This is a genomic window from Thermobacillus xylanilyticus (genome assembly GCF_907165215.1).
Taxonomy (GTDB): domain Bacteria; phylum Bacillota; class Bacilli; order Paenibacillales; family Paenibacillaceae; genus Thermobacillus; species Thermobacillus xylanilyticus.
In genome coordinates, this window is record NZ_CAJRAY010000018.1 from 103,534 (window position 1) to 123,287 (window position 19,754).

16 protein-coding genes are annotated in these 19,754 nt (G+C 61.4%); 5 read left to right on the forward strand and 11 right to left on the reverse strand.

Annotated elements, in window-relative coordinates; all coding sequences use genetic code 11:
* Positions 1-10: 10 nt before the first annotated feature.
* Positions 11-1,219: a CaiB/BaiF CoA transferase family protein gene (locus tag KJQ12_RS03805; RefSeq protein WP_213483554.1), complete on the reverse strand. Its 1,209-nt coding sequence runs from the start codon at positions 1,217-1,219 to the stop codon at positions 11-13.
* Positions 1,220-1,384: 165 nt separating this feature from the next.
* Here KJQ12_RS03805 and KJQ12_RS03810 point away from each other — a divergent pair, with 165 nt between their 5' ends.
* On the forward strand, positions 1,385-2,287 hold the full coding sequence (locus KJQ12_RS03810; RefSeq protein ID WP_041853753.1) for a LysR family transcriptional regulator: 903 nt from the start codon (positions 1,385-1,387) through the stop codon (positions 2,285-2,287).
* Positions 2,288-2,356: 69 nt separating this feature from the next.
* Here KJQ12_RS03810 and KJQ12_RS03815 read toward each other — a convergent pair whose 3' ends face one another.
* From KJQ12_RS03815 to KJQ12_RS03860, 10 genes are all read right to left on the reverse strand, one after another.
* Positions 2,357-4,645, reverse strand: a complete 2,289-nt coding sequence (locus KJQ12_RS03815; RefSeq protein WP_213483555.1) for a beta-glucosidase — start codon at positions 4,643-4,645, stop codon at positions 2,357-2,359.
* A 42-nt stretch (positions 4,646-4,687) separates the two neighbouring features.
* Positions 4,688-5,572 (reverse strand): carbohydrate ABC transporter permease, encoded by an 885-nt coding sequence (locus KJQ12_RS03820; protein ID WP_015253393.1) that lies wholly within the window; start codon positions 5,570-5,572, stop codon positions 4,688-4,690.
* 19 nt (positions 5,573-5,591) lie between these two features.
* Positions 5,592-6,539: an ABC transporter permease gene (locus KJQ12_RS03825; RefSeq protein ID WP_213483556.1), complete on the reverse strand. Its 948-nt coding sequence runs from the start codon at positions 6,537-6,539 to the stop codon at positions 5,592-5,594.
* A gap of 86 nt (positions 6,540-6,625) precedes the next feature.
* Positions 6,626-8,155: an ABC transporter substrate-binding protein gene (locus KJQ12_RS03830; protein WP_015253391.1), complete on the reverse strand. Its 1,530-nt coding sequence runs from the start codon at positions 8,153-8,155 to the stop codon at positions 6,626-6,628.
* Positions 8,156-8,256: 101 nt separating this feature from the next.
* Positions 8,257-9,876: a helix-turn-helix domain-containing protein gene (locus KJQ12_RS03835; protein WP_213483557.1), complete on the reverse strand. Its 1,620-nt coding sequence runs from the start codon at positions 9,874-9,876 to the stop codon at positions 8,257-8,259.
* Entirely contained in the window at positions 9,854-11,626 is a 1,773-nt protein-coding gene (locus KJQ12_RS03840) for a sensor histidine kinase (RefSeq protein ID WP_213483558.1), read from the reverse strand. The genes KJQ12_RS03835 and KJQ12_RS03840 overlap by 23 nt, the downstream gene beginning before the upstream one ends.
* 98 nt (positions 11,627-11,724) lie before the next feature.
* Entirely contained in the window at positions 11,725-12,828 is a 1,104-nt protein-coding gene (locus KJQ12_RS03845) for an alpha/beta hydrolase (RefSeq protein WP_213483559.1), read from the reverse strand.
* Positions 12,829-13,094: 266 nt separating this feature from the next.
* A complete protein-coding gene (locus KJQ12_RS03850) occupies positions 13,095-14,774 on the reverse strand; it encodes a glycerol-3-phosphate dehydrogenase/oxidase (protein ID WP_213483560.1) in 1,680 nt (559 codons plus the stop codon).
* A gap of 203 nt (positions 14,775-14,977) precedes the next feature.
* The gene (locus tag KJQ12_RS03855) at positions 14,978-15,547 is read right to left on the reverse strand and encodes a glycerol-3-phosphate responsive antiterminator (protein ID WP_213483561.1); all 570 of its coding nucleotides are present in this window, start codon (positions 15,545-15,547) and stop codon (positions 14,978-14,980) included.
* Positions 15,548-15,562: 15 nt separating this feature from the next.
* Positions 15,563-16,324: an ArsR/SmtB family transcription factor gene (locus KJQ12_RS03860; RefSeq protein WP_213483562.1), complete on the reverse strand. Its 762-nt coding sequence runs from the start codon at positions 16,322-16,324 to the stop codon at positions 15,563-15,565.
* 135 nt (positions 16,325-16,459) lie between these two features.
* Here KJQ12_RS03860 and KJQ12_RS03865 point away from each other — a divergent pair, with 135 nt between their 5' ends.
* The 4 genes from KJQ12_RS03865 to KJQ12_RS03880 all read left to right on the forward strand — a co-directional run bounded on the left by KJQ12_RS03865 (position 16,460) and on the right by KJQ12_RS03880 (position 19,739).
* Positions 16,460-17,029, forward strand: a complete 570-nt coding sequence (locus KJQ12_RS03865) for an NADPH-dependent FMN reductase (protein ID WP_213483563.1) — start codon at positions 16,460-16,462, stop codon at positions 17,027-17,029.
* Positions 17,023-17,904, forward strand: a complete 882-nt coding sequence (locus tag KJQ12_RS03870; protein WP_213483607.1) for an arylamine N-acetyltransferase family protein — start codon at positions 17,023-17,025, stop codon at positions 17,902-17,904. The genes KJQ12_RS03865 and KJQ12_RS03870 overlap by 7 nt, the downstream gene beginning before the upstream one ends.
* A 151-nt stretch (positions 17,905-18,055) precedes the next feature.
* Positions 18,056-18,451: a MarR family winged helix-turn-helix transcriptional regulator gene (locus tag KJQ12_RS03875; RefSeq protein ID WP_213483564.1), complete on the forward strand. Its 396-nt coding sequence runs from the start codon at positions 18,056-18,058 to the stop codon at positions 18,449-18,451.
* Positions 18,452-18,563: 112 nt separating this feature from the next.
* A complete protein-coding gene (locus KJQ12_RS03880; RefSeq protein WP_213483565.1) occupies positions 18,564-19,739 on the forward strand; it encodes an MFS transporter in 1,176 nt (391 codons plus the stop codon).
* Positions 19,740-19,754: the final 15 nt, after the last annotated feature.

Below are 19,754 nucleotides of genomic sequence, written 5' to 3' on the forward strand. Positions count from 1 at the left end.
GTCCGTTTCCTCACGCGGTCAGGCCGGCCGGGCTTTCCAGCACGACACCCCGTCCGGCCAGATCGGCGACTTCTTCATCCGAGTAACCGAGTTCCCGCAAGATATCCCGGGTATGCTGTCCGAGCAGCGGGGGTGAGCTGCGGACTTTCACCTCGCGTTCGGAATACCGGATCGGCGTCCGGATGACCGGAAGCTGTCCGAACACCGGATGCTCCACCTCCTCGATCAGACCGTGATCCCGGATCAGGTCGCTCGTCACCAGCTGCTCCACGTTCCAGATCGGACCGTGCAGCACCCCGCGGGCCTCGAAGATTCGGCACCACTCGTCCGTCGTGCGGGTCGAGAAGATCGCATTGAGCCGTTCCGTCAGCTCTTCGCGGTACTCCAGGCGCAGCCGGTTCGTGCGGAACCGCTCGTGGTCCGCCAGCTCCGTGCAGCCGATCGCGCTGCAGAAAGTCTGCCAGGCCTCGTCGCTCTGCGCGCCCGCCATTACCCAGCCGTCCCGCGTCGGGAACGCCTGATACGGCACGACTTCCGGATGCTGGTTGCCGAACGGCCGCGGCGACTGCCCGGTGGCCACATACTGCGCGAACCGGGTGGACAGATTGAACACCATCGTATCGATCAGATTGAGCCGGATGTGCTGCCCGGCTCCCGTCCGCTCCCGATCCACCAGCGCGGCGCAAATGGCGCCGAACGCCATGTACGCGGTGGAAATGTCCGCGACGGGAACGCCGACCAGCATCGGTTCGCCGTCCAGTCGGCCCGTCAGGCTCATGACGGCGCCCATTCCCTGCACAATCGGGTCCATGCCCGGCCGCTTGACGTATGCGGGCGTATCGCCGAACGCCGAAATGGAGCAATAGACGATCCGCGGATTGATCGCGCGAATCTGTTCGTAGCCGACCCCGAGCTTGTCACACGTGCCGGGCCGGTAGTTCTCGATGATCACGTCGGCCTCGCGCGCCAGCCGGTGGACGATGCGCACGCCCTCCGGCTCCTTGAGGTTGACCGCGATCGAACGTTTCCCGTGGTTGTAGGCCGCGAACAGGTAACTTTCGCCATCCTTGAAATGGCTGCCGGCCTTCCGGACCTGATCGCCCTGCGGCGGCTCGATTTTGATGACATCGGCGCCCAGGTCGGCCAACATATTGGCGCAGTACGGGGCGACCAGCCAATGCGCGATCTCGATCACCTTGATGCCCGACAACGGTCCCATCTTGCCCGTCCTCCCATGTTGATCTGTTTGTTTCGGCGGTCTGCGGCGACCTCTCCGACTCCTTACGGATCATTGTAAATATAGTGTTTTCTTATGTAAAATACGTAAATATAATGTTTGTATAGACATTTCCTATTTTATTGCGAAAGCGGTGAAGTCTCGCCCATGCGGACCGAACAGTTGCAATATTTTGTGGAAGTGGCCCGCCAACAGTCGTTCTCGCTCGCAGCCGAACGATTGCACATTGCCCAGCCGAGCATCAGCCAGGCCATCAAGGGGCTGGAACAGGAACTGAACGTGCAGTTGTTCACGAGATCGCGGGCGGGCGTCCGGCTTACGCCCATCGGCCGCGCGCTGCTTCCCAAAGCCCAGAACATTCTGAACATGGTTGAAGAATTGTGCGAGGAAGCGCGCTCCGAGACCGATCAGATCGAAGGCCGGCTGCAGATTGCCGCCATCCCGAGCATGATGAACACGTTCCTCAGCGAGACGCTGTCCCGCTACAAGAAGCAGCATCCCAACGTACGCCTGGAAGTGAAGGAGGCGGGCACCAACCAGATCGTGCAGGAGGTGCTGGCCGAACAGGTGAACATCGGCATCGTATCGTGCCAGCCCGGCGAGACGTTCGATCCGCGCATCGAATTTGCCCCTCTGCTGAGCGGCACCTATGTCGTCTATGTCGGCCGGCACTCTTCCATCCCGCTGCAAAATCCGGTTCCCCGCGAGCTGATCGCCCGTCAGCCGCTGATCACCCTGCAGCACGAATACCGGCAGGTGGATTACCTGCGGAAGCTGCTCGGCACCGATGACCTGAACATCCTGGTCTCCCTCGGCTATACGGAAGCGGCCAAGAAGATGATCAGCGAAGGCATCGCCATCGGCTTCTATCCGGATTTCTCGGTCGGCCAGGACCCCTATGTCCAGTCCGGCGACATCATCCCGCTCGACATTGCGGACAACGGGCTCTCCCTGCGGTTCGGCTGGATCCGGTCCCGGCAGCAGCGCTTCTCGCTGGCCGCCCGGAAGTTCGTCCGGGTACTGAAAGAGGTCATTGACGCCCGCGGCTGACGAACCAAGAACGGCTGCCTCGCGACGCCGCGGTTCCGGCATCCCGAAGCAGCCGAAAGTTCGGCAAGCTCACGTCGAAGAGACGAGACGGTTCAGTTCTTCCAGCAGCGCGTCCAGATCCGTCGCCGATTCGCGGTTGAAGCTGGCGATGTTGCGCAGCGGCATGTATTTCAAGAACGCTTCCAGCATGACCTTGAGCTCCTCCGTCGGCGCACTGCCGAACGGGGCATTCTTCTCCAGCATCCGTCTGACGTACGGCGCCGTCCGCTCGTCCGCCAGCAGGTCGCCGATCAGCGTGTTGCGGTGAATGACCCAGGGCAGCGTCACCGTCGACTCGACATAAATGGAGCCTTGCAGCCGGATGTCCCGCGACGATGCGCCGACGAGGATGTCGAACTCCCCGCTCTCCACACGCCAGTCCCGGATGGCCGGCTCGTAGTAGGCGAAGGCGCGTTTGCCCAGCCTGAACGTCACCGTCTTCCGCTCGCCGGGCTGAAGTTCCACCTTGGCGAACCCTTTCAATTCCTTGACCGGACGGATGACGGAGCTTTCCCGGTCGCGGACGTAGAGCTGTACAATCTCTTTGCCCGCCCGCCCGCCGGTGTTGGCAATCGTGACGCGCACTTCGGCCGTCTCCCCGTCGCTCATCCGCGCGCGGTCGATCTCGATCTTCTCGTAAGCAAACGTCGTGTAGCTGAGGCCGTGCCCGAACGGGAACAGCGGCTCGATCTCCTTCGCGTCGTAATACCGGTAGCCGACGAACAGCCCTTCCCGGTATTCGACGCGGTCCCCTTCACCCGGGAAGAACAGGTGCGAAGGGTTGTCGGACAGCTTGTGCGGGAACGTCTCCGCCAGTTTGCCCGACGGATTGACGTCGCCGAACAGCACGTCGGCCACCGCGCCGCCCATCGCCTGGCCGCCCAGATAGGCCTCCAGCACCGCCTTCGCGTTGCCGAGCCACGGCATTTCCACGGGCGCACCGTTGCACAAGACGACGACAACCCGCTCCTGCACGCCCGCCACCGCTTCGATCAGCGACTGCTGATTGCCCGGCATCCGCAGATGGGTGCGGTCGAACCCTTCCGACTCCCAACTCTCCGGCAATCCGGCGAAAATGACGGCGACATCGGCCGCGGCCGCCGCCTGCAGCGCCTCTTCCACCAGCCGGTCATCCGCCGCATCGTTCGCCAGTTCGTAGCCTTGCGCATAGACGACTTCCGCGGCGGGTCCCGCCGAACGGCGGATTTCGTCGAGCGGGTTGTCCAGCCGCGTCGGCTTGACGTGGGAGCTGCCGCCGCCCTGGTAGCGCGGCTTCACGGTCAGCTCGCCGATTACCGCGATCCGGCCGGACTTCGCAAGCGGCAGCGTGCCGTCTTCGTTGCGCAGCAACACCATGCTCTCGCCGGCGGCCCTGCGCGCCAGCCGGTGATGCGCATCCGCATCATAGCTTGCACCCGGCTTCCTGCTGTCTACCGCCCTCAGAATGATGGTCAGCAGCCGCTCGACGGCCCGATCCAGCACGTCCTCCGGCAGGCTGCCATTCCGCACCGCTTCCACGACTTTCCGGTCGTTGATGCCGCCATTGCCCGGCATTTCCAGCTCCAGACCGGCCGCAACGCCCGCCGCCCGGTCGTTGACGGCTCCCCAGTCAGAGACGACGAATCCTTCGTGGCCCCACTCTTCTTTCAGGATGCGGGTCAGGAGCTCCGGATGTTCGGATGCGTAGGTGCCGTTCACCTTGTTGTACGAGCACATGACCGTCCAGGGCTGCGCCTGCCTGACCGCGCCTTCGAAGCTGGCCAGATAAATCTCGCGCAGCGTCCGCTCGTCGACGACCGCGTCGACCGACATTCTGCGGTGCTCCTGGTTGTTGACCGCGTAATGCTTGAGCGACGTGCCGACGCCCTTGCTCTGGACGCCGAGGATGTGATGCGCCGCCATTTCCGACGACAGGTACGGATCTTCCGAGAAATATTCGAAGTTGCGGCCGCACAGCGGCGAGCGCTTGATGTTCGCCCCCGGCCCGAGCAGAATCGCCACATCTTCGGCCTGGCACTCCTCGCCGAGCGCTTCGCCCACCTCGCGGATGAGGCCGCGATCCCAGGAGCTGGCGAGCGCCGCCGCCGTCGGGAAGCAGGTCGCGGGCACGCTGTCGAACAGCCCCAGATTGTCGGCGTCTGCCCGCTGTTTCCGCAGGCCGTGCGGTCCGTCGGTCATCATGACGGACGGAATGCCGAGCCGTTCGATCGGCTTTGTCGTCCAGAAGTCGCGTCCGGACAGAAGCGAGGCCTTCTCTTCCAAAGTCATCTGCCGCACGAGCGCGCGGACATCTCTTGTTTGCGGCGTTTGCGAATCCATCGAACCCCTCCTGTCAACTTTCGATCAAATCCGGTCTGCGGCTCAGCCTTTGACCGCGCCGATAACCAGACCTTTTACCAGATACTTCTGGAAGAACGGATAAATGCACAGAATCGGCAGAATGCCGATGACCGCCATCGCCATGCGCACCGCGTTCATGGGCATCTGGGCCAGCGATTCCGACGAACGTCCGCCCAGATCGTTCTGCATCAGAAACTGGATGTTGCTCAGCATCCGGTTGAGCAGATTCTGGATGCTGTACAGTTTCGGATTGGTAATGTAGATAAGCCCGTTGAACCAATCATTCCAGTACGCGATCGTGAGCATCATGCCGATCGTGGCCAGAATGGGCAGCGACAGCGGCAGGATGATCCGGCTGAAGATCGTCCATTCCGATGCCCCGTCGATGTAGGCCGATTCGATGACCGCGCCCGGGATCGACATTTTGAAGAACGTGCGGATGATCAGAATGAAGAAGGCGTTGGTCAAAAGCCCCGGCACAATGAGCGCCAGCAGCGTATTTTTCAGGTGGAACACTTCCGTGTAGACCAGGTAGGTGGGCACCAGTCCGCCGTTGAACAGCAGGGTGAACACCACCAGGAACGACAGCACGCGCCGCAGCGGCATTTCGTCCCGCGACAGCGAGTACGCCAGCAGGGACGAGATCAGCAGGCCCGTGATCGTGCCGACCGCCGTAATGAGCACCGTGATGCCGTAGGCGCGCGCCAGCGGCGTCAGCTGGCCCCACAGATACCGGTAAGCTTCGAGACTGAAACTGTCGGGGATCAGGGAGTAGCCGTTGAGAATGATCGACTGCTCGTCGGAGAACGAAACGACGAAGAGCAGGATGAACGGAAACAAACACGCTGCGGAAAGCGCCGCCATGATCGCGTGGAATAATGTTTGCTGTACCGCGTTCGTTCGCATCGTGACCTCTCCTTCCGCATCAGAACAGGGCTTGATCCCTGCTTCTTCTTCTGACGAGCCAGTTGGACAGCAGGATCAGGACGAAACCGACGGCCGACTGGTACAAGCCCGCTGCCGACGACATGCCGATGTCGCCAAGCGTCATTAGACCGCGGTACACATACGTGTCGATGACATCCGTCGTCGGTTTGAGCGCGCCCGAGTTGAGCGGCACCTGGTAGAACAGCCCGAAATCGGAATAGAAGATCCGTCCGACCGCCAGCAGCATCATGATGGTGATGGTGGGCGCAATGAGCGGCACGGTGATGCGCGTGATTTGCTGCCACTTGCTGGCGCCGTCGATGACGGCGGCTTCATAGTACTCGTGGTTGATGCCGACAATGGCGGCCAGGTAGATGATGCACAGGTAGCCGACGTTCTTCCACAGGTTCACGAAGGTCAGGATATAGGGCCAGTAGGCCGGTTCACTGTACCAGGATACGGGATCGATGCCCAGCAGCGGCAGGATGATCTTGTTCATGAAGCCGTTCTCCACATTGAGCATCGAGAGCGCGAGGTATCCGACGATGACCATGGAGATCAGGTAGGGCAGCAGGATCAGGCTCTGGTACAGCCGCGACATGAAGCGGCTTCTGATCTCGTTCAGCACGATCGCCACGGCGATCGCCACAACCGTGTTCAGGACGATGAACAAGCCGTTGTACAGAATCGTATTGCGCGTGATGGTGTAGGCGTCGTCCGTCCGGAACAGGTACTCGAAGTTTTTGAAGCCGATCCATTCATGTCCGAACAACAGGTTGAACAGACCTTTGCGGGAATAGTCGATTTCCTTGAACGCGATGGTCACGCCGAGCATCGGCAGATAGTTGTTGATCACCAAATAGGCGAGCCCCGGCAGTGCCATCAGGATGAGCATGCGATGTCGGACGACCCGTTTCCGGAACTTGCGCCATCGTGATTGGTTCATCAGGTTCCCTCCGTCATGGCTTGCAATCGGAAGGGCCCCGATCGCCGGGGGCAGCCGGGGCCCTTCTTGGCCAGTTGCCGGAATTTTTACTGGTTCGCAGCCAGGAATTCATCCAATTGCCGCTGCTTCTCGGCGATGATCGTGTCGATTCCGGCCTTCTTCAGATCTTCGATGAATTTCGGCAGCACATTCGGATCCACGGCGCCGGACTCAAGACCGGCCTTGTACTCGCTGATGACGTTGCTTACGGCCGCCACCTCTGTCTTGACCTTGTTGGCATCGAACAGGAAGCCGAGCGCGGGCGAGTAGACGGCGTTGCGGTTGAACGCCTTCAGATTCTCCCACTGGTTCGGGTCCCAGCCTTCCCATACATACGTCAGGGAGTTGTTGCCGATCAGCCATTGGTTGAACACATAGCCGCTGCTTTCCACGCCGTCCGGCACGCGCACCTGGCCGTTGTCCGTCTTCACGTAGTGCTTGCCTTCGATCCCGAGCGTCAGCAGGTTCATGATGTCGGCGTCCGTATAGAGCAGGTTCATGAATTGCATCGCTTTCTCCGGATGCTTCGAATTGCTCGGAATCGAAATCATGAACGCGACGGGACCGGAAGAACCGCCCACCGCCGGCGTGAGGCGCACGCCTTCGATCTCGTAGCCGATCAGGCCGGTCTCCTGCGCTTCAAATCCGGGCTTCATGTTCGAGAAATAGCCGAAGCCTTTGCCCGCCTTCATCAGCGCGACGTAGCCTTCCTGGCTCGTTGCCGCATCGGACGCGATGTAACCCGCGTTGTACCACTTCCGCGCCAGTTCGACCGCTTCCCGATACTGCGGCGTCTCGTACAGATTGACGACCGTCGTGTTGTTGTCGTCCAGCATCAGCACGCCCATCCCGTCTCCGAGATTGTCGACGCGGGAGGCAATCATGTCGTTCACGACCGTGTTGCTCGTGTTCCGCTGCACGAGCGGAATCATGCCCGGCTCCTTCTCCTTGATCAGCTGGAAGATCGGCTCCAGATCTTCGAACGATTTGACCTGGCTCAGATCGATCTGATGCTTGTCCAGCAGATCTTTGCGGGCGTTGAAGCCGTAATCCGCGACCAGCTCCCGGAAGCTGGAGACGCCGTAGATTTTGCCGTTGATCCGCGTGCCCTCATAGAACACCGGGTCCATCGCTTCCATGATCCCCTGGCCGTATTGCTGCAGCAGATCGTCGAGCGGGATCAGCTGATTTTTCGCCACCATGCTGGAGTAGTTCATGTACGCCGAAGTGACGAGCAGATCGAGCTGTTCATTGCCGGCCAGCACGAGATTGATCTGCTGGTTCCAGGCGGCCCAGTCAATCAGCGTGAACTTGACCGTGGCGTTGATTTTCTGCAAAGCGATCTTGTTGATTTCTTCCTGGACCAGCTCCAGGTCGTTCATGGGCGTGCCCGTATTCGGCATGGCGAAGATCAGTTCGACCGGCTTTTCGCCGGATCCGGACGATTGTCCGCCGCCCGACGAACCTTTCGAGTTCCCGGAGCCCGAGCCGGATCCTCCGCCGCACGCCGCCAGAAGCCCGGCGATCAGCAGCAAACTCAACGTGAGAGCCCATAATTTCCGCTTGTTGCTTGCCACTTGGCATACCCCCTTGGGTGAAGTTATCTCGAATTATAGAGTCGGGGGGCGGGGCCGGCCGACCACTCATCCGACTTTCTGTTTTCACAATCTTGACATGTTCAGCCGGTGTGCCGCATTTGCCGGCGAAACTCCACGGGGGTCAGACCGGTCGTCTTCTTGAACAAGGTGGAGAAATACGACAGGTTGGCGTAACCGGCGGACAGGGCAACCGCGCTGACCGGCTGATCGGAATGGGTCAGCAGATGCTTGGCGTACTCGATCCGCTGCTGCTGCAGATAGTCGGAGATTGACATGCCGGTCTCTTTCTTGAACAGGCGCGTCAGGTAATCGGGATTCAGATAGACGTGCCGGGCGATCTGTTCCCTGGACAGCTCCTGCTCGCCGAGCTGCTGCCGGATATACTGCTTCGCCCGTTCGATGACGGACCGGTTCGCTTCATCGTGATGCAGCCGGTCGACCGCCACTTCGACGACAAGCCCGGCCCATTCCCGGAACGTATGGACGGATCGCAGCACCTCGTCCGGCCGGTCCGTAAGCAGGTTGCCGTCAAACACTTCATGGGCCTGTAAGCCCTTCCAATACAGCACAAAGAATACCGCCTGCACGAAGTCCTGATAGATGCGCTGCAATCTGGACGCGTCGAGCGTGCGGCGCTCCCGGGCGTCTTCCAGATACCGCGCCAGATCGTCCAGAAGCCGTTTCTTCTCGCCGGCTTTCAACCATTCCACCCACAGTTCGATCGGCAACGGTTCGATCGGTTTGGGGGCGCCGTTATGATCAACCAGCAAGATCGCTTCGTTGACCCGGGTGACATTATCCCGGTCCATCTGCTGCAGTCTGCGGTACATCTCCGCCATCTCGTGTGATTGGACGGGCTTTCCGATGTAACCGCACAATTCGCAGCGGAAATACAACCTGCACGACTGAATGAATTCCTGACAGTCGCGCTGCAGGCGGACGGCCGCCTGTTCGTCACAGGATTCGCCTGACGGGATCAGGACGAGCATCTCGCCGTTTCCGACGCGAACGATCGCGGCGTCCGGCAGGTTCCCGCACAGCTTCTCTTCGGCAGCTTTCCGCAGCGCGTATTCCATGATCCGTTCATCGCGCTCCGACAACGTCACATGCCAACGTTGAACCCGAATGTACACGGGCACGTGGCGTGTCAAGGAGTTGTGAAGCACGTGACGGCGTTCCGCATGTTCGCGGATCTTGTCCGGGACGGAGGGCACGGTCTTCTCGACGATGTCCTTCCAGAACAGTTCCTTGCGCATCGGCCGGTATTCTTCCCACAGACGGGCATACCGCCGGCTCGTCTCCTCCAGCATGATCCGCTCCCGCTCCTTCCTTCGCTTCTCCAGCGCCCGGGACACGACGGATTCCAGATCTCCGTAATCCACCGGCTTCAGCAGATAGTCAAAGCAATGGAGCTGAAGGGCGCGCTGCGCGAATGCGAACTCCGAATGACAGGTGAGAAACACCGTCACCGTCTCGGGCCGATGCTCGCGCACCCATGCGAGCAGATCCAGCCCGGAACCGTTCGGCATCTCGATGTCGCAGATCATCACGTCAATGGACGTGTGTGAGAAAACTTCCTGCGCCTGCTTCAGGCTGTGCGCCGTACAGACTTCCCGGATACCGAGCGTCTCCCATCGAACGCCCGCCTGCAGTCCGCGCACGGCGTGCACCTCGTCGTCAACCAGCAAGATGCGACACATGCTTCGTTCCCCCCTCGTTGCCGATCGCAAGTTCCATCGTGACCACGGCACCGCCCTCGGCGCCGTTCTCGAACGTCAGGCGGTAGCCGGAAGGATACAGCAGTCTCAGACGGCGTCTCAGGTTCCAGATGCCGATTCTTCCCCCTTCGTCCTGGACCAGATCCCGATCCTGCCTCAGCAGGTCCAACACTTCCGGCGGGAACCCCGGCCCGTTGTCCGCAATCCGGACGAGAAGCCTGCGCTCGCTCCCGGTTCCGGCCGCCGACACACGAATCCGGATATCCAGCATGTCATCGAGATTGAAGGCGTGCTTGATGGAATTCTCCACGACATTCTGAACGACCAGAGGCGGAATCGGACAATTCAGTGCATCGTCGTCGACGTCAATCCGGAACGTGAGACGCTGCGGGAACCGCAATTGCTGAATGCGCAAGTAATTGCGGGTATGGGACAGCTCATCGCGCAACAGAACGTAGAACGCATCACTCTGAAAGATAAATCTGAAATAGGCGACCAGACATTTGGTCATCTCCTGGATGATCGCATAATCCCGCACGGTGGCCAGGTTGTAAATGATATTGAGCGAATTCAGGAAGAAATGGGGATTGATCTGCAATTGCAGCTGCTTCAACTCGGCCTTCTGGTGATTCAGTTTTTCCTCATACACGTCAATCTTCAAATGCCGGATTTCCTCGATCATGCGATTGAACGTATGGTTCATGAGACGAAACTCATCGGAAACGGCGCCGAGTTCCAACCGGGTCTTCCAATTGCCGTCGCTCAGTCTGCGCATCGCCGAAACGATGCGCAGAATCGGCAACAGGAACACTTTGCGCAAATACCATGCCAGCATGAGCGGGAAGATACAGGCCCCGATCGTGACAAAGTAAGTCAGGCGTTTCAGATACAGCAAATGTTGAAGGATAGCGCTTTCAGGAATGACGGCGACCAGGTGAAACGCTCCTTTCTCCGACCGCTCGCCGAGCACCAGATAGGACGAGTCGTCTCCGGACATCCGGAACGTGTTTTCCTCGTAATTCAGAGCAATGCTTTCCAGCGCCACCTGATCGGCATGCTGCATCGGCTCCAGATCCAGTGTCGCGAGCAGGGCGAAGCCTCTGTCCCCGTCATCCGGCAAATCCAACGGCTGAACCAGCTTGTCTGCCCTGACCCACGCGCCGAGATAGGTGGAGCCCGTCTTCACCAGACGATAAACGTAATACTTGCCGGACTCCGATCGCCAAATCTGCCATTCGGGCGCAATCGGCTTCTGCAGACCGGAGTCCAGCATGAAAAGAATTTCGGAGCGCATCTTGCTGCGTTCTTCATAGGTGCTGCCGAAGTCCGAACGCCCGACCAGCAGCACATCGTCGTTCTGCCCGGAATAGACGAAGAGGATATCCGTATTCCGGTAATTTTCAATGGAGTGCTTCAAAGTGTTGAACAGGCGCAGCCGGGCCATATCATATTCCAGCTCGTTCGCGGCACGCATTCTGTCAAGCCGCTGCACATCGACATTGCTCACGGACAGGTCATACAAGTAACGGTCCAATTCCTCCAAATCCGCATCGAGCCCCCGCATGTGCAGGCTGAGCAGTTTCTGATTCGATTTGGCGACCTGTTCCCGCACCACTTTGGCGGCGGACAGATGGAGAACCCACTGCAGGCTGACGAGCAGTACGCTGAACACGAGAATCGCCGCTGTCAGCTTGACTCGCAAGGAATTGAATGACATTCCGGATCCACGCATCCCGATCTCCTCCCGCGATGAACGGCTGTCCCCATTCTAGCATTAACCGGTGCCGCCGTCCGCAGGAAGAAACAGCATGTCGAATGGGGGCCGGGAGCTCATCGGCCGAAACGCCGGCGCACCCCTTTGGCAATTTCCGTCATGCAGTCTTCCGCCTGCGGATACTGTCCGATCTTGTCCATGAACGCATGGTCGACGCCGTTATACTGGATCACCGTCGTGTTTACCCCGGAGCGGGCGAGTTTGCGCGCATAGGCTTCGTTCTCGAAACGCAGGAAGTCGAACTCGCCCGTGATGATGAGCGTATCCGGCATGCCGTGCAGGTCGGCCAGCAGCGGGGACATGTAAGGGTCCGTCACTTCGGCGCGGCCTTGCAGATACAGATCATGAAGCTGCGGGCCCTTCCGCTCCCCGGAGCCCATGAAGCCGAGGGCGCGTTCGATATATTCCCGGTGATTGCGGATCTCGTAGTTGTCCAGCGACCATTTGTATCCTTCCACTTCCGCTCCCGCCATGTTGACCGTCGGATAGATCAGCACCTGATATTGGATCAGGTTGGTCTGCTTGTCGCGGTCCATCAAGGCGCACACCGTCGACAGGTTGCCGCCGGCGCTGTCTCCGGCCACCGCGATCTGTTCCGGATCGACGCCGAGCTCGTCCGCATGATCGTGCACCCACCGGACTGCATCGAAGCAGTCGGTCAGCCCGGCGGGATACGGATGTTCCGGCGCCAGCCGGTAATCGACGGAGACGACCACCGCGCCCGCGTGATAGGCCAGGCATTTGCACGGATTTTCCACCGTCTTGAGCGAGCCGCCGATAAAGCCGCCGCCATGGAAGAACACGACGGCCGGACGCTTCCCTTCCACCGGCGGCGTGTAGATGCGGACCGGAATCTTCGTCTCGCTGCCTTCGATCTCCCGGCACTCGGTCTTCACCGCGCCGCCGGTCACGTCGCGGTTCTCCCAGCCCATCATCTTCCGCATCATTTGGGCAAATTCCACGGGATCTTCCGGGACCGGCGGGAATGTCTGCCCCTGCATCCGGGCGGCCGTCTCCTGGTGCACCTGGAGCACGCGGGGGTCAAGCTCGCCCCAGCCTTCCTCCGAATCCGGAATCGGCTTGACGATGAATTCGTAGCCGTCCCGCTGTTCCGTGCGGGCTTTCTGACGCAATGCGGTCAACAATTGCTCGTAGGTCATGCTGGATTCCTCCCCGGATATTTTGAATTCTCATTCTAATCCTAGCAGCAAGGACACGCTTGCGGTAAGCCGACCTTTTATTTTACGAATCACGACTATTTTCCCGGGCGGTTGTCCCAAACATTGCCCGGAAGCACAAAAAACCAACCGATCCGCTCACGCGGCGATCGATTGGTTTGCGGCTTGATATCGGATGAATTACAGCTCAACCGAGCGGCTCCCGCGGGTGGGTATGACGGCTATTTTCAGGAAAATGCTTAGATGGCTTACGGCTCCACCGCCTCCGCCAGGAGCCGGTCCAGCTCCCGGTCGTACGACTCGCGCTGTTCGCCGCTCCACCGGAGAAGCTCCGCCATCGCGGCCGAAACCGCGTCTTTCCACCGCAGCACGCCGGGGCGGTCGAAGAACAGCCGGCCCGTCCGGCGAATCCAGAAATCCGCCGGCGTGGCGGCCATCTCCGCCAAGACGGCGTACCGCAGCTCCGCGGCGAGCGCGAGCGGCAGCCCGTGCCGGTCGGCGAAATCGCGCGATTCGTTCGCCAGCTCAAACAGCCGGGGCGCGTTGGAGCCGTAGCGCCGCGCGATCCGCTCCGCCTCGTCCGGGCCGAGCCCGGCGGCGATTCCGGCTTCGGTCTGCCGCCGGACATACGCCTCGTACCCGGCGCTGCCCCCGACATCGCCCCCCGAGATCGCGAGCGTCCGGGTGCGGCTCGCCGGAAGCGCCGGCAGGCCGTCCGCCTGGCGCCGCCTGGACACGAGATCCACGACCCGCTCGGCCATCTTCCGATAGCCGGTCAGCTTGCCGCCGGCGATGGAGATCAGGCCGGACAGAGACAAGAAAATCTCGTCCTTGCGGGAAATATCCGACGGATTCTTGCCTTCCTGCCGGATGAGCGGCCTCAGGCCCGCCCAGCTCGACTCCACGTCCCGGGGCGTCAACCTCAGCGAAGGGAACATATAATTCGCCGCGTCCAGCAGGTACGACAGATCATCCGCTTCCATGCGCGGATGCACCGGATCGCCGGCGTAATCCGTATCGGTCGTGCCGATGTACGTTTTGCCGTCGCGCGGGATGGCGAACACCATCCGCCCGTCCGGCGTATCGAAATAAACGGCCTGCCTCAAGGGGAACCGCTCCTGGTCAAACACGAGATGCACGCCCTTCGTCAGGCGGAGCGTTTTGCCCTCTTTCGAGCGATCCATCTCCCGGATGTCGTCCACCCACGGACCGGTCGCATTGATGATGTGGCGGGCGCGCAATTCGTATTCTCCTCCGCCGATCCGGTCCTGCACGACAGCTCCCGACAGCCGCGAACCGTCATACCGCAGCCCGGTGACGGCGGCGTAATTGACGGCCGTCGCGCCGAGCTCGACCGCCCGCTTCAACACCTCCAGCGTCAGCCGGGCGTCGTCCGTCCGGTACTCCACGTAGTAGCCGCCGCCCCTCAGCCCTTCGCTCCGCAGCAGCGGTTCGCGCTCCAGCGTCTCCCGCGCGTTCAGCATTTTGTGCCACTCGTCTTTTTTCACCCGGGCCAAATAATCGTACAGCGTCAGCCCCAGCCTGCTCGTAAACGGCCCCAATTGCCCGCCGCTGTAGAACGGCAGCAGCATCCACTCCGGCGTCGTCACGTGCGGCCCGTTCTCGTATACGACCGCCCGCTCCCGGCCGGTCTCGGCCACCACCTTGAACTCGAGCTGCTTCAAATACCGCAGCCCGCCGTGGATCAGCTTGGTCGAACGGCTGGACGTGCCGGCCGCGAAATCCTGCATCTCCACCAGCGCCGTGCGCAGGCCGCGGGTGACCGCGTCGAGGGCGATGCCGGCGCCGGTAATGCCCCCGCCGATGACGAGCAGGTCGACCGTCTCCCCCGCGAGCGATTGCAGCATCCGCTCCCGTTCCAAAACCGACCAGACGCCGATATATTCTTGTTCAGCCGATGTACGCATGTCGGTACAGCCTCCCTATCGCGAAAAAAATAAAAACCACGCCCGGCTCCCGACGTTCCCCACAACGAAACGACGAAAGTCCAAAACGCGGTTTCTCAAACTCTCCAACCAATATTAACTTGTATGGTTCTATTATACGTCAAAATCATGCCGCGCGACAGCCCGGCTGAGAAAAAACTTTCCCTCAGCGTCCTTCCGCGGCGTCAAGCCCGATGCCCGTCCCACAGATCCGGCCGCGACGTCGTCACCGCCGCCGCCCCCGCTTCCAGCGCGGCGGCCGCTTCTTCCCGCGTGCGGATGAGTCCGCCGGCAATGACGGGAACGCCGGTGCGGTCCTTCACTTCCCGGATCCACTGCGGCAGCAGGCCCGGCAGCACCTCGATCAGGTCGGGCTGCGCCTGCTTCGCCAGCTCGACGCTCGTGTCCAGCGCGCCCGAGTCGATCAGGAACAGCCGCTGGATCGCCAGCACCCCGTTCTGCTTCGCCTTGCGGATGACCGCGACCCGGGTGGAGATGAGCCCGGCCGGCCGGATCTGCTGGCACAAAAATTCGGCGGCGTACTCGTCGTTCTTGAGCCCGTCGATCAGATCGGCGTGAAGCAGCACGCGCTTGCCGTGATCCGCCGCCAGCTTCACCATCGGCTGCAATTGGCCGAGCCGCCCGCCCAGCAGCACGAGCCAGGCGAGCGGCGTCTTCAGCAGACGTTCCAGCTCCTTCGGATGCCGGACGGCGGGCAGCAGCCGCTGGCCGCCGAACAGACTGTCGTGATGCATGAAATCTCCTCCCCGTCAGGAAGTAAGCGGCCGGCCCGTCTCGATCAGCGTCTTCATGCCGGACAGCACGATCGACAGGCCTTCCTCCAGCACGCGGGCGGTGTTCGGCGCTTCCTCGAACTCGTCGTGCACCACCGTCACGAGCGTCACACCGGGAAAATCCACCCGCTCCTCGATCTCCCAGGTGAGGCGGGACGGCTTCTCTTCCGCGGTCTCGGCCAGCTCAAGGAGCTGCCAGGTCATCACCAGCCGGCGGGGCGGTTCCACGGCCAGAAACTCCCCTCTGGCCTGCGGCTTCCCCTTCGGATTCAGAATCTCATAAGGAGCCCCCGCCCGGACTTCGCCCCGAAGCGCCCCGTTGTACCAGTATTGCGACGTCTTCTCCGGGTCGGTCAGCGCGTTCCACACCTGCTCGGGGCTCGTTCGGATCGCAATGCGCTGGACATGTCTGGGCTTCCGCTCCATTTCCGTTTCACGCTCCAAGTCTTGTTTCAGACGACTCAGTCCCGCCGCCCACGGTTCCGCGTACTTGCTCACCCATCGGTCGTGGATCCGGCGAATGGCCGCCGGGTTCAAATAATGGTACTTCTCCCGTCCGGCTTTCCGCGTCGTGAGCAGCCCCGCTTCTTCGAGAATGCGAAGATGCTTCATGACGCCGAACCGGGACATCTGCAAATGCGCGCAAAGTTCGTTCAACGTCCGGCCATCCTTCTCGTACAGCAGATCGAGCAGCATTCGTCTGCTCGGGTCCGCCAGCGCTTTGAAAATGTCATCCATCGGGACCGGCCTCCACGCGGCAAGCGCAAGTTTGACTGTTGACATGTTACCATATAGTCACGTATATTAAAAGTGACCATTTGGTCACCTGTTATGCGGCGCCGCTTACCATGATCCTAAAGCGAGGGATTTTCCATGCACATTGCCATCATCGCCGGAAGCAACCGGCGCAACGCAGCCAGCACCGGCATCCTGCGTCATATCGAGCGGAAGCTCGGCGCAAAAGGCATCCGCGTGTCCTTCTTCGATCTCGGGACCGTGCATTTGCCGCTCTTCTCTCCCGATGCGGACGCCGTTCCGCCGGAAGCCGGCCGTCTGATCGCATCGGTGGATCAGGCCGACGGCCTCGTCCTCGGGACGCCCGAATACCACGGCTCCATCTCCGGCTCGCTCAAGAACGCGCTGGATTATCTGGACAATGTCCACGTGGCGGGCAAACCGGTGCTCGCCGTCAGCTCGGCGGGCGGGAAGCTCGGCGTCAGCTCGCTGAACCATCTGCAAGCCATCGTCCGGAATCTCCACGGCATTCTGAGTCCGGACTGGATCTCCGTCGGAGACGGACAGCATGTCTTCGATCGGGACGGCATTCCGCAAGATCCGGCGATCGCGGAGCGCATCGACCAGGCCGTCGAACAATTCGTCGGGCTCGCAAGGAAGCTGCGGACCGGCAGCGCCGAGCCCGCCGGCGCGGTGACGGAATCATGATGCTGACCCGCCCCGAGATCAAGGCGTACCTGCGCAGAATCGGGATCGGGGAGATTCAGCCGCCGAGCCTCGAATTTCTCGCCGAGCTCCACCGGGCGCATGTGTCGGCCGTTTCCTGGCAGACGGTCGACATCGTCGCCGGGCGGCCGGTTCCGATCGACCTTGACGCGTCCGTCCGCCTGATGCTGGAGAACCGCAGCGGGTACTGTTTTCACCTGAACGGCGCGTTCAGCGTGCTGCTCCGCTCGCTCGGCTTCCGGGTCTATCGGCATCGGGCGGGCGTCCAGCCGGCGGGACAGGAACCCCGGCTGAGCGGCTTCCACCTCGGGCTGACCGTCGGCCTGACGGATCCGTCGGGACAGGAGCAGCGGTATATCGTCGATGTAGGGCTGGGCGACATGCCCTTCGAACCGATCCCGCTGCAAGACGGCACTTACGAGCAGGGGCCGCTTCGCTATCAGGTCGAACGCTCCGTCGTCGCGGAAGGCGGTTGGCGACTTGTCCACGACCCTCTTGCATCGTTTGTCGGGGTCGATTTTGCCCCGGAAGAGCTGGAGGACATCGAGGAGTTCAAGCCGAGGCATGAATTTTACAGCCGGTCGCCGGAATCGCCGTGGCATCAGCTCTTCCTCGTCCGGAACCGCCACGCCGAGGGCAGCAACGAACTGCGGGGCTGCATCTGGAGCAGGCGGGACGCGAACGGGATCGAGAAAATCGAAATCCGCTCGAAATCCCAATGGCTCGAGGTGCTCGGCGACGTGTTCCGGGAGCATCTTACGGCCTACAGCCGATTGGAGCGCGACGAACTGTGGCATCGCGTCTGGAAGCGGCACGAGGAATGGAAGAAGGAGAAAATGCAGCAGTCCAACCCGTAGAACATTTGAATCGTTGACAGCCGCCCGCTCGCCTTATATAATCACCAAGTGAATAGTTAATCGATTAATTATTTGCTTGTCGAGGTGACCGGCCATCTCCTTCTACGACCCGTTCCGGAACCCCCAGATCACCGTCGAGCTGTTCTTGTCGATGTACAAATCCAATCTGGCCAACGTCCGCGCCGTTGAAGAGAAGCTGGCTCCACTGGAGCTGTCGCTGGGCCGGCTGTGTCTGCTGTACGCGCTGCAGCGCATCGGCCGTCCGGCGCTGCCTTCGGAGCTCGGGGACGATCTGGCGGTCACCCGCGCCAATATCAGCGGCCTGCTCCGCGGGCTGGAGAAGAACGGGATGGTCCGTCGGGAGATCGACACGGTTGACCGGCGGAGAATTCTGGTCCACCTGACGCCCAAAGGCGCCGAGACGCTGCGGAAGGCCTGGCCGATCTACGAAGAGGCCATTGCCGGGCAGTTTCAGCCGCTCACCGCGGAAGAGCGCAGCGCGCTGCTCGCCATTCTCCGCAAGCTGTCGCTGTCGGCCAAATCTTGAAGGTCAATCGGAGCCTGCGGTCTTTGACCGCGGTTTTCTTTCGCTAAATAATTAATTGATTAACTATATGGCAATTAACTTAAATCGGGCAATTCAGGAGGTCATGAATCTCATGCTGAACACACCAAAAGCCGGCTGGCTGCTGCCCGTGCTGGCCTTCTGCTCTTTTCTCGTCGGTTTCGACGCCATTGCCACCGTTCCCCTGCTGCCGTCCATATCGGCATCGACGGATATGCCCCTTGCATCCGGCGGGCTGCTCTATGCCGGTTATGCCGTCGCCTATGCGCTTGCGGCCCCGTGCATGGGAAGCCTGTCCGACCGCTGGAGCCGGAAGGGCATTCTCCTGATCGGAATCGTGCTGTTCGGCGCATCCACGGCGCTGGTCGGCATGGGGCGGACGTTCGCCGAGCTGATGCTTTTCCGCGTGCTGACGGGCATCGGGGCCGGCATGATGGAGCCGGTCGTCTATGCGATTGCCGGCGACGCCTATGCCTACGACCGGCGCGGCCGGGCCATGGGCATCATCACGGCCGCGTTGATCTCGTCCAGCGTGCTCGGCGTACCCCTTGCCGGGGCCATCGCCGATTTCGCGTCCTGGAGCTGGGCGTTCTGGATCATCGCCAGCCTAGCCGTCATCGCGCTGGCCGGAGCCGCGGCCGTCATTCCGAACGGAGCGCCGAATCACGGCTCGCCCGAATTTATCGCGCACATTCGTCTCGCATTCCGCGATCCGTCCGTATTCTGGTCCCTGCTCGGCTCCTTCCTCTATTTCGGCGCGCTGCAAGGGATGTTCGCGCTGACGGGCGTGTTCTACTTCACCCATTACGGGCTCGGCTCCGGCGAGACCGGTCTGCTGCTCATGGCAGCCGGTGCCAGCAGCGTCGCGGGCAGTCTGCTCGGCGGAAAATGGGCGGACCGAACCCGGAAACAGCGGGTGATCGCCATCGCCGGTGTGCTCTCCGGCCTCTCGGTCTTCGCGCTGAGTCTGTTCATCGGCATCCTGTGGGTGTCCGTCCTGCTGCATATCGTGTGGGCGGCCCTGTATGCCGCCGGCCAGTCCGCGTTCACCGCGCTGGTCTCGGAACTTGATCCGCGGTCCAGAGGCACGGTGCTGTCGCTCAACAGTTCCGCCATGTACATCGGCGCAAGCGCCCTGTCGGCCCTGGCGTTGGCCTTGCTCGGCACGGGAGCGTTCTGGCCGATCGGCCTCATGTGCGGGGCGGCCAACGTGCTTGCGGCCGTCATCGCCGCTGTTGCCATCCGCGAACGCGGCCTGGCCGGGCATTGAACGTCACGGCCGAAC

Bases quoted from the DNA above. Each gene is read 5' to 3' on its own strand.
- KJQ12_RS03825 (WP_213483556.1), bottom strand. From the start codon at position 6,539: ATGAACCAATCACGATGGCGCAAGTTCCGGAAACGGGTCGTCCGACAT.
- KJQ12_RS03805 (WP_213483554.1), bottom strand. From the start codon at position 1,219: ATGGGACCGTTGTCGGGCATCAAGGTGATCGAGATCGCGCATTGGCTG.
- KJQ12_RS03835 (WP_213483557.1), bottom strand. From the start codon at position 9,876: ATGTGTCGCATCTTGCTGGTTGACGACGAGGTGCACGCCGTGCGCGGA.
- KJQ12_RS03880 (WP_213483565.1), top strand. From the start codon at position 18,564: ATGCTGAACACACCAAAAGCCGGCTGGCTGCTGCCCGTGCTGGCCTTC.
- KJQ12_RS03860 (WP_213483562.1), bottom strand. From the start codon at position 16,324: ATGGATGACATTTTCAAAGCGCTGGCGGACCCGAGCAGACGAATGCTG.
- KJQ12_RS03810 (WP_041853753.1), top strand. From the start codon at position 1,385: ATGCGGACCGAACAGTTGCAATATTTTGTGGAAGTGGCCCGCCAACAG.
- KJQ12_RS03865 (WP_213483563.1), top strand. From the start codon at position 16,460: ATGCACATTGCCATCATCGCCGGAAGCAACCGGCGCAACGCAGCCAGC.
- KJQ12_RS03840 (WP_213483558.1), bottom strand. From the start codon at position 11,626: ATGCGTGGATCCGGAATGTCATTCAATTCCTTGCGAGTCAAGCTGACA.
- KJQ12_RS03850 (WP_213483560.1), bottom strand. From the start codon at position 14,774: ATGCGTACATCGGCTGAACAAGAATATATCGGCGTCTGGTCGGTTTTG.
- KJQ12_RS03820 (WP_015253393.1), bottom strand. From the start codon at position 5,572: ATGCGAACGAACGCGGTACAGCAAACATTATTCCACGCGATCATGGCG.
- KJQ12_RS03855 (WP_213483561.1), bottom strand. From the start codon at position 15,547: ATGCATCACGACAGTCTGTTCGGCGGCCAGCGGCTGCTGCCCGCCGTC.
- KJQ12_RS03815 (WP_213483555.1), bottom strand. From the start codon at position 4,645: ATGGATTCGCAAACGCCGCAAACAAGAGATGTCCGCGCGCTCGTGCGG.
- KJQ12_RS03875 (WP_213483564.1), top strand. From the start codon at position 18,056: ATGTACAAATCCAATCTGGCCAACGTCCGCGCCGTTGAAGAGAAGCTG.
- KJQ12_RS03845 (WP_213483559.1), bottom strand. From the start codon at position 12,828: ATGACCTACGAGCAATTGTTGACCGCATTGCGTCAGAAAGCCCGCACG.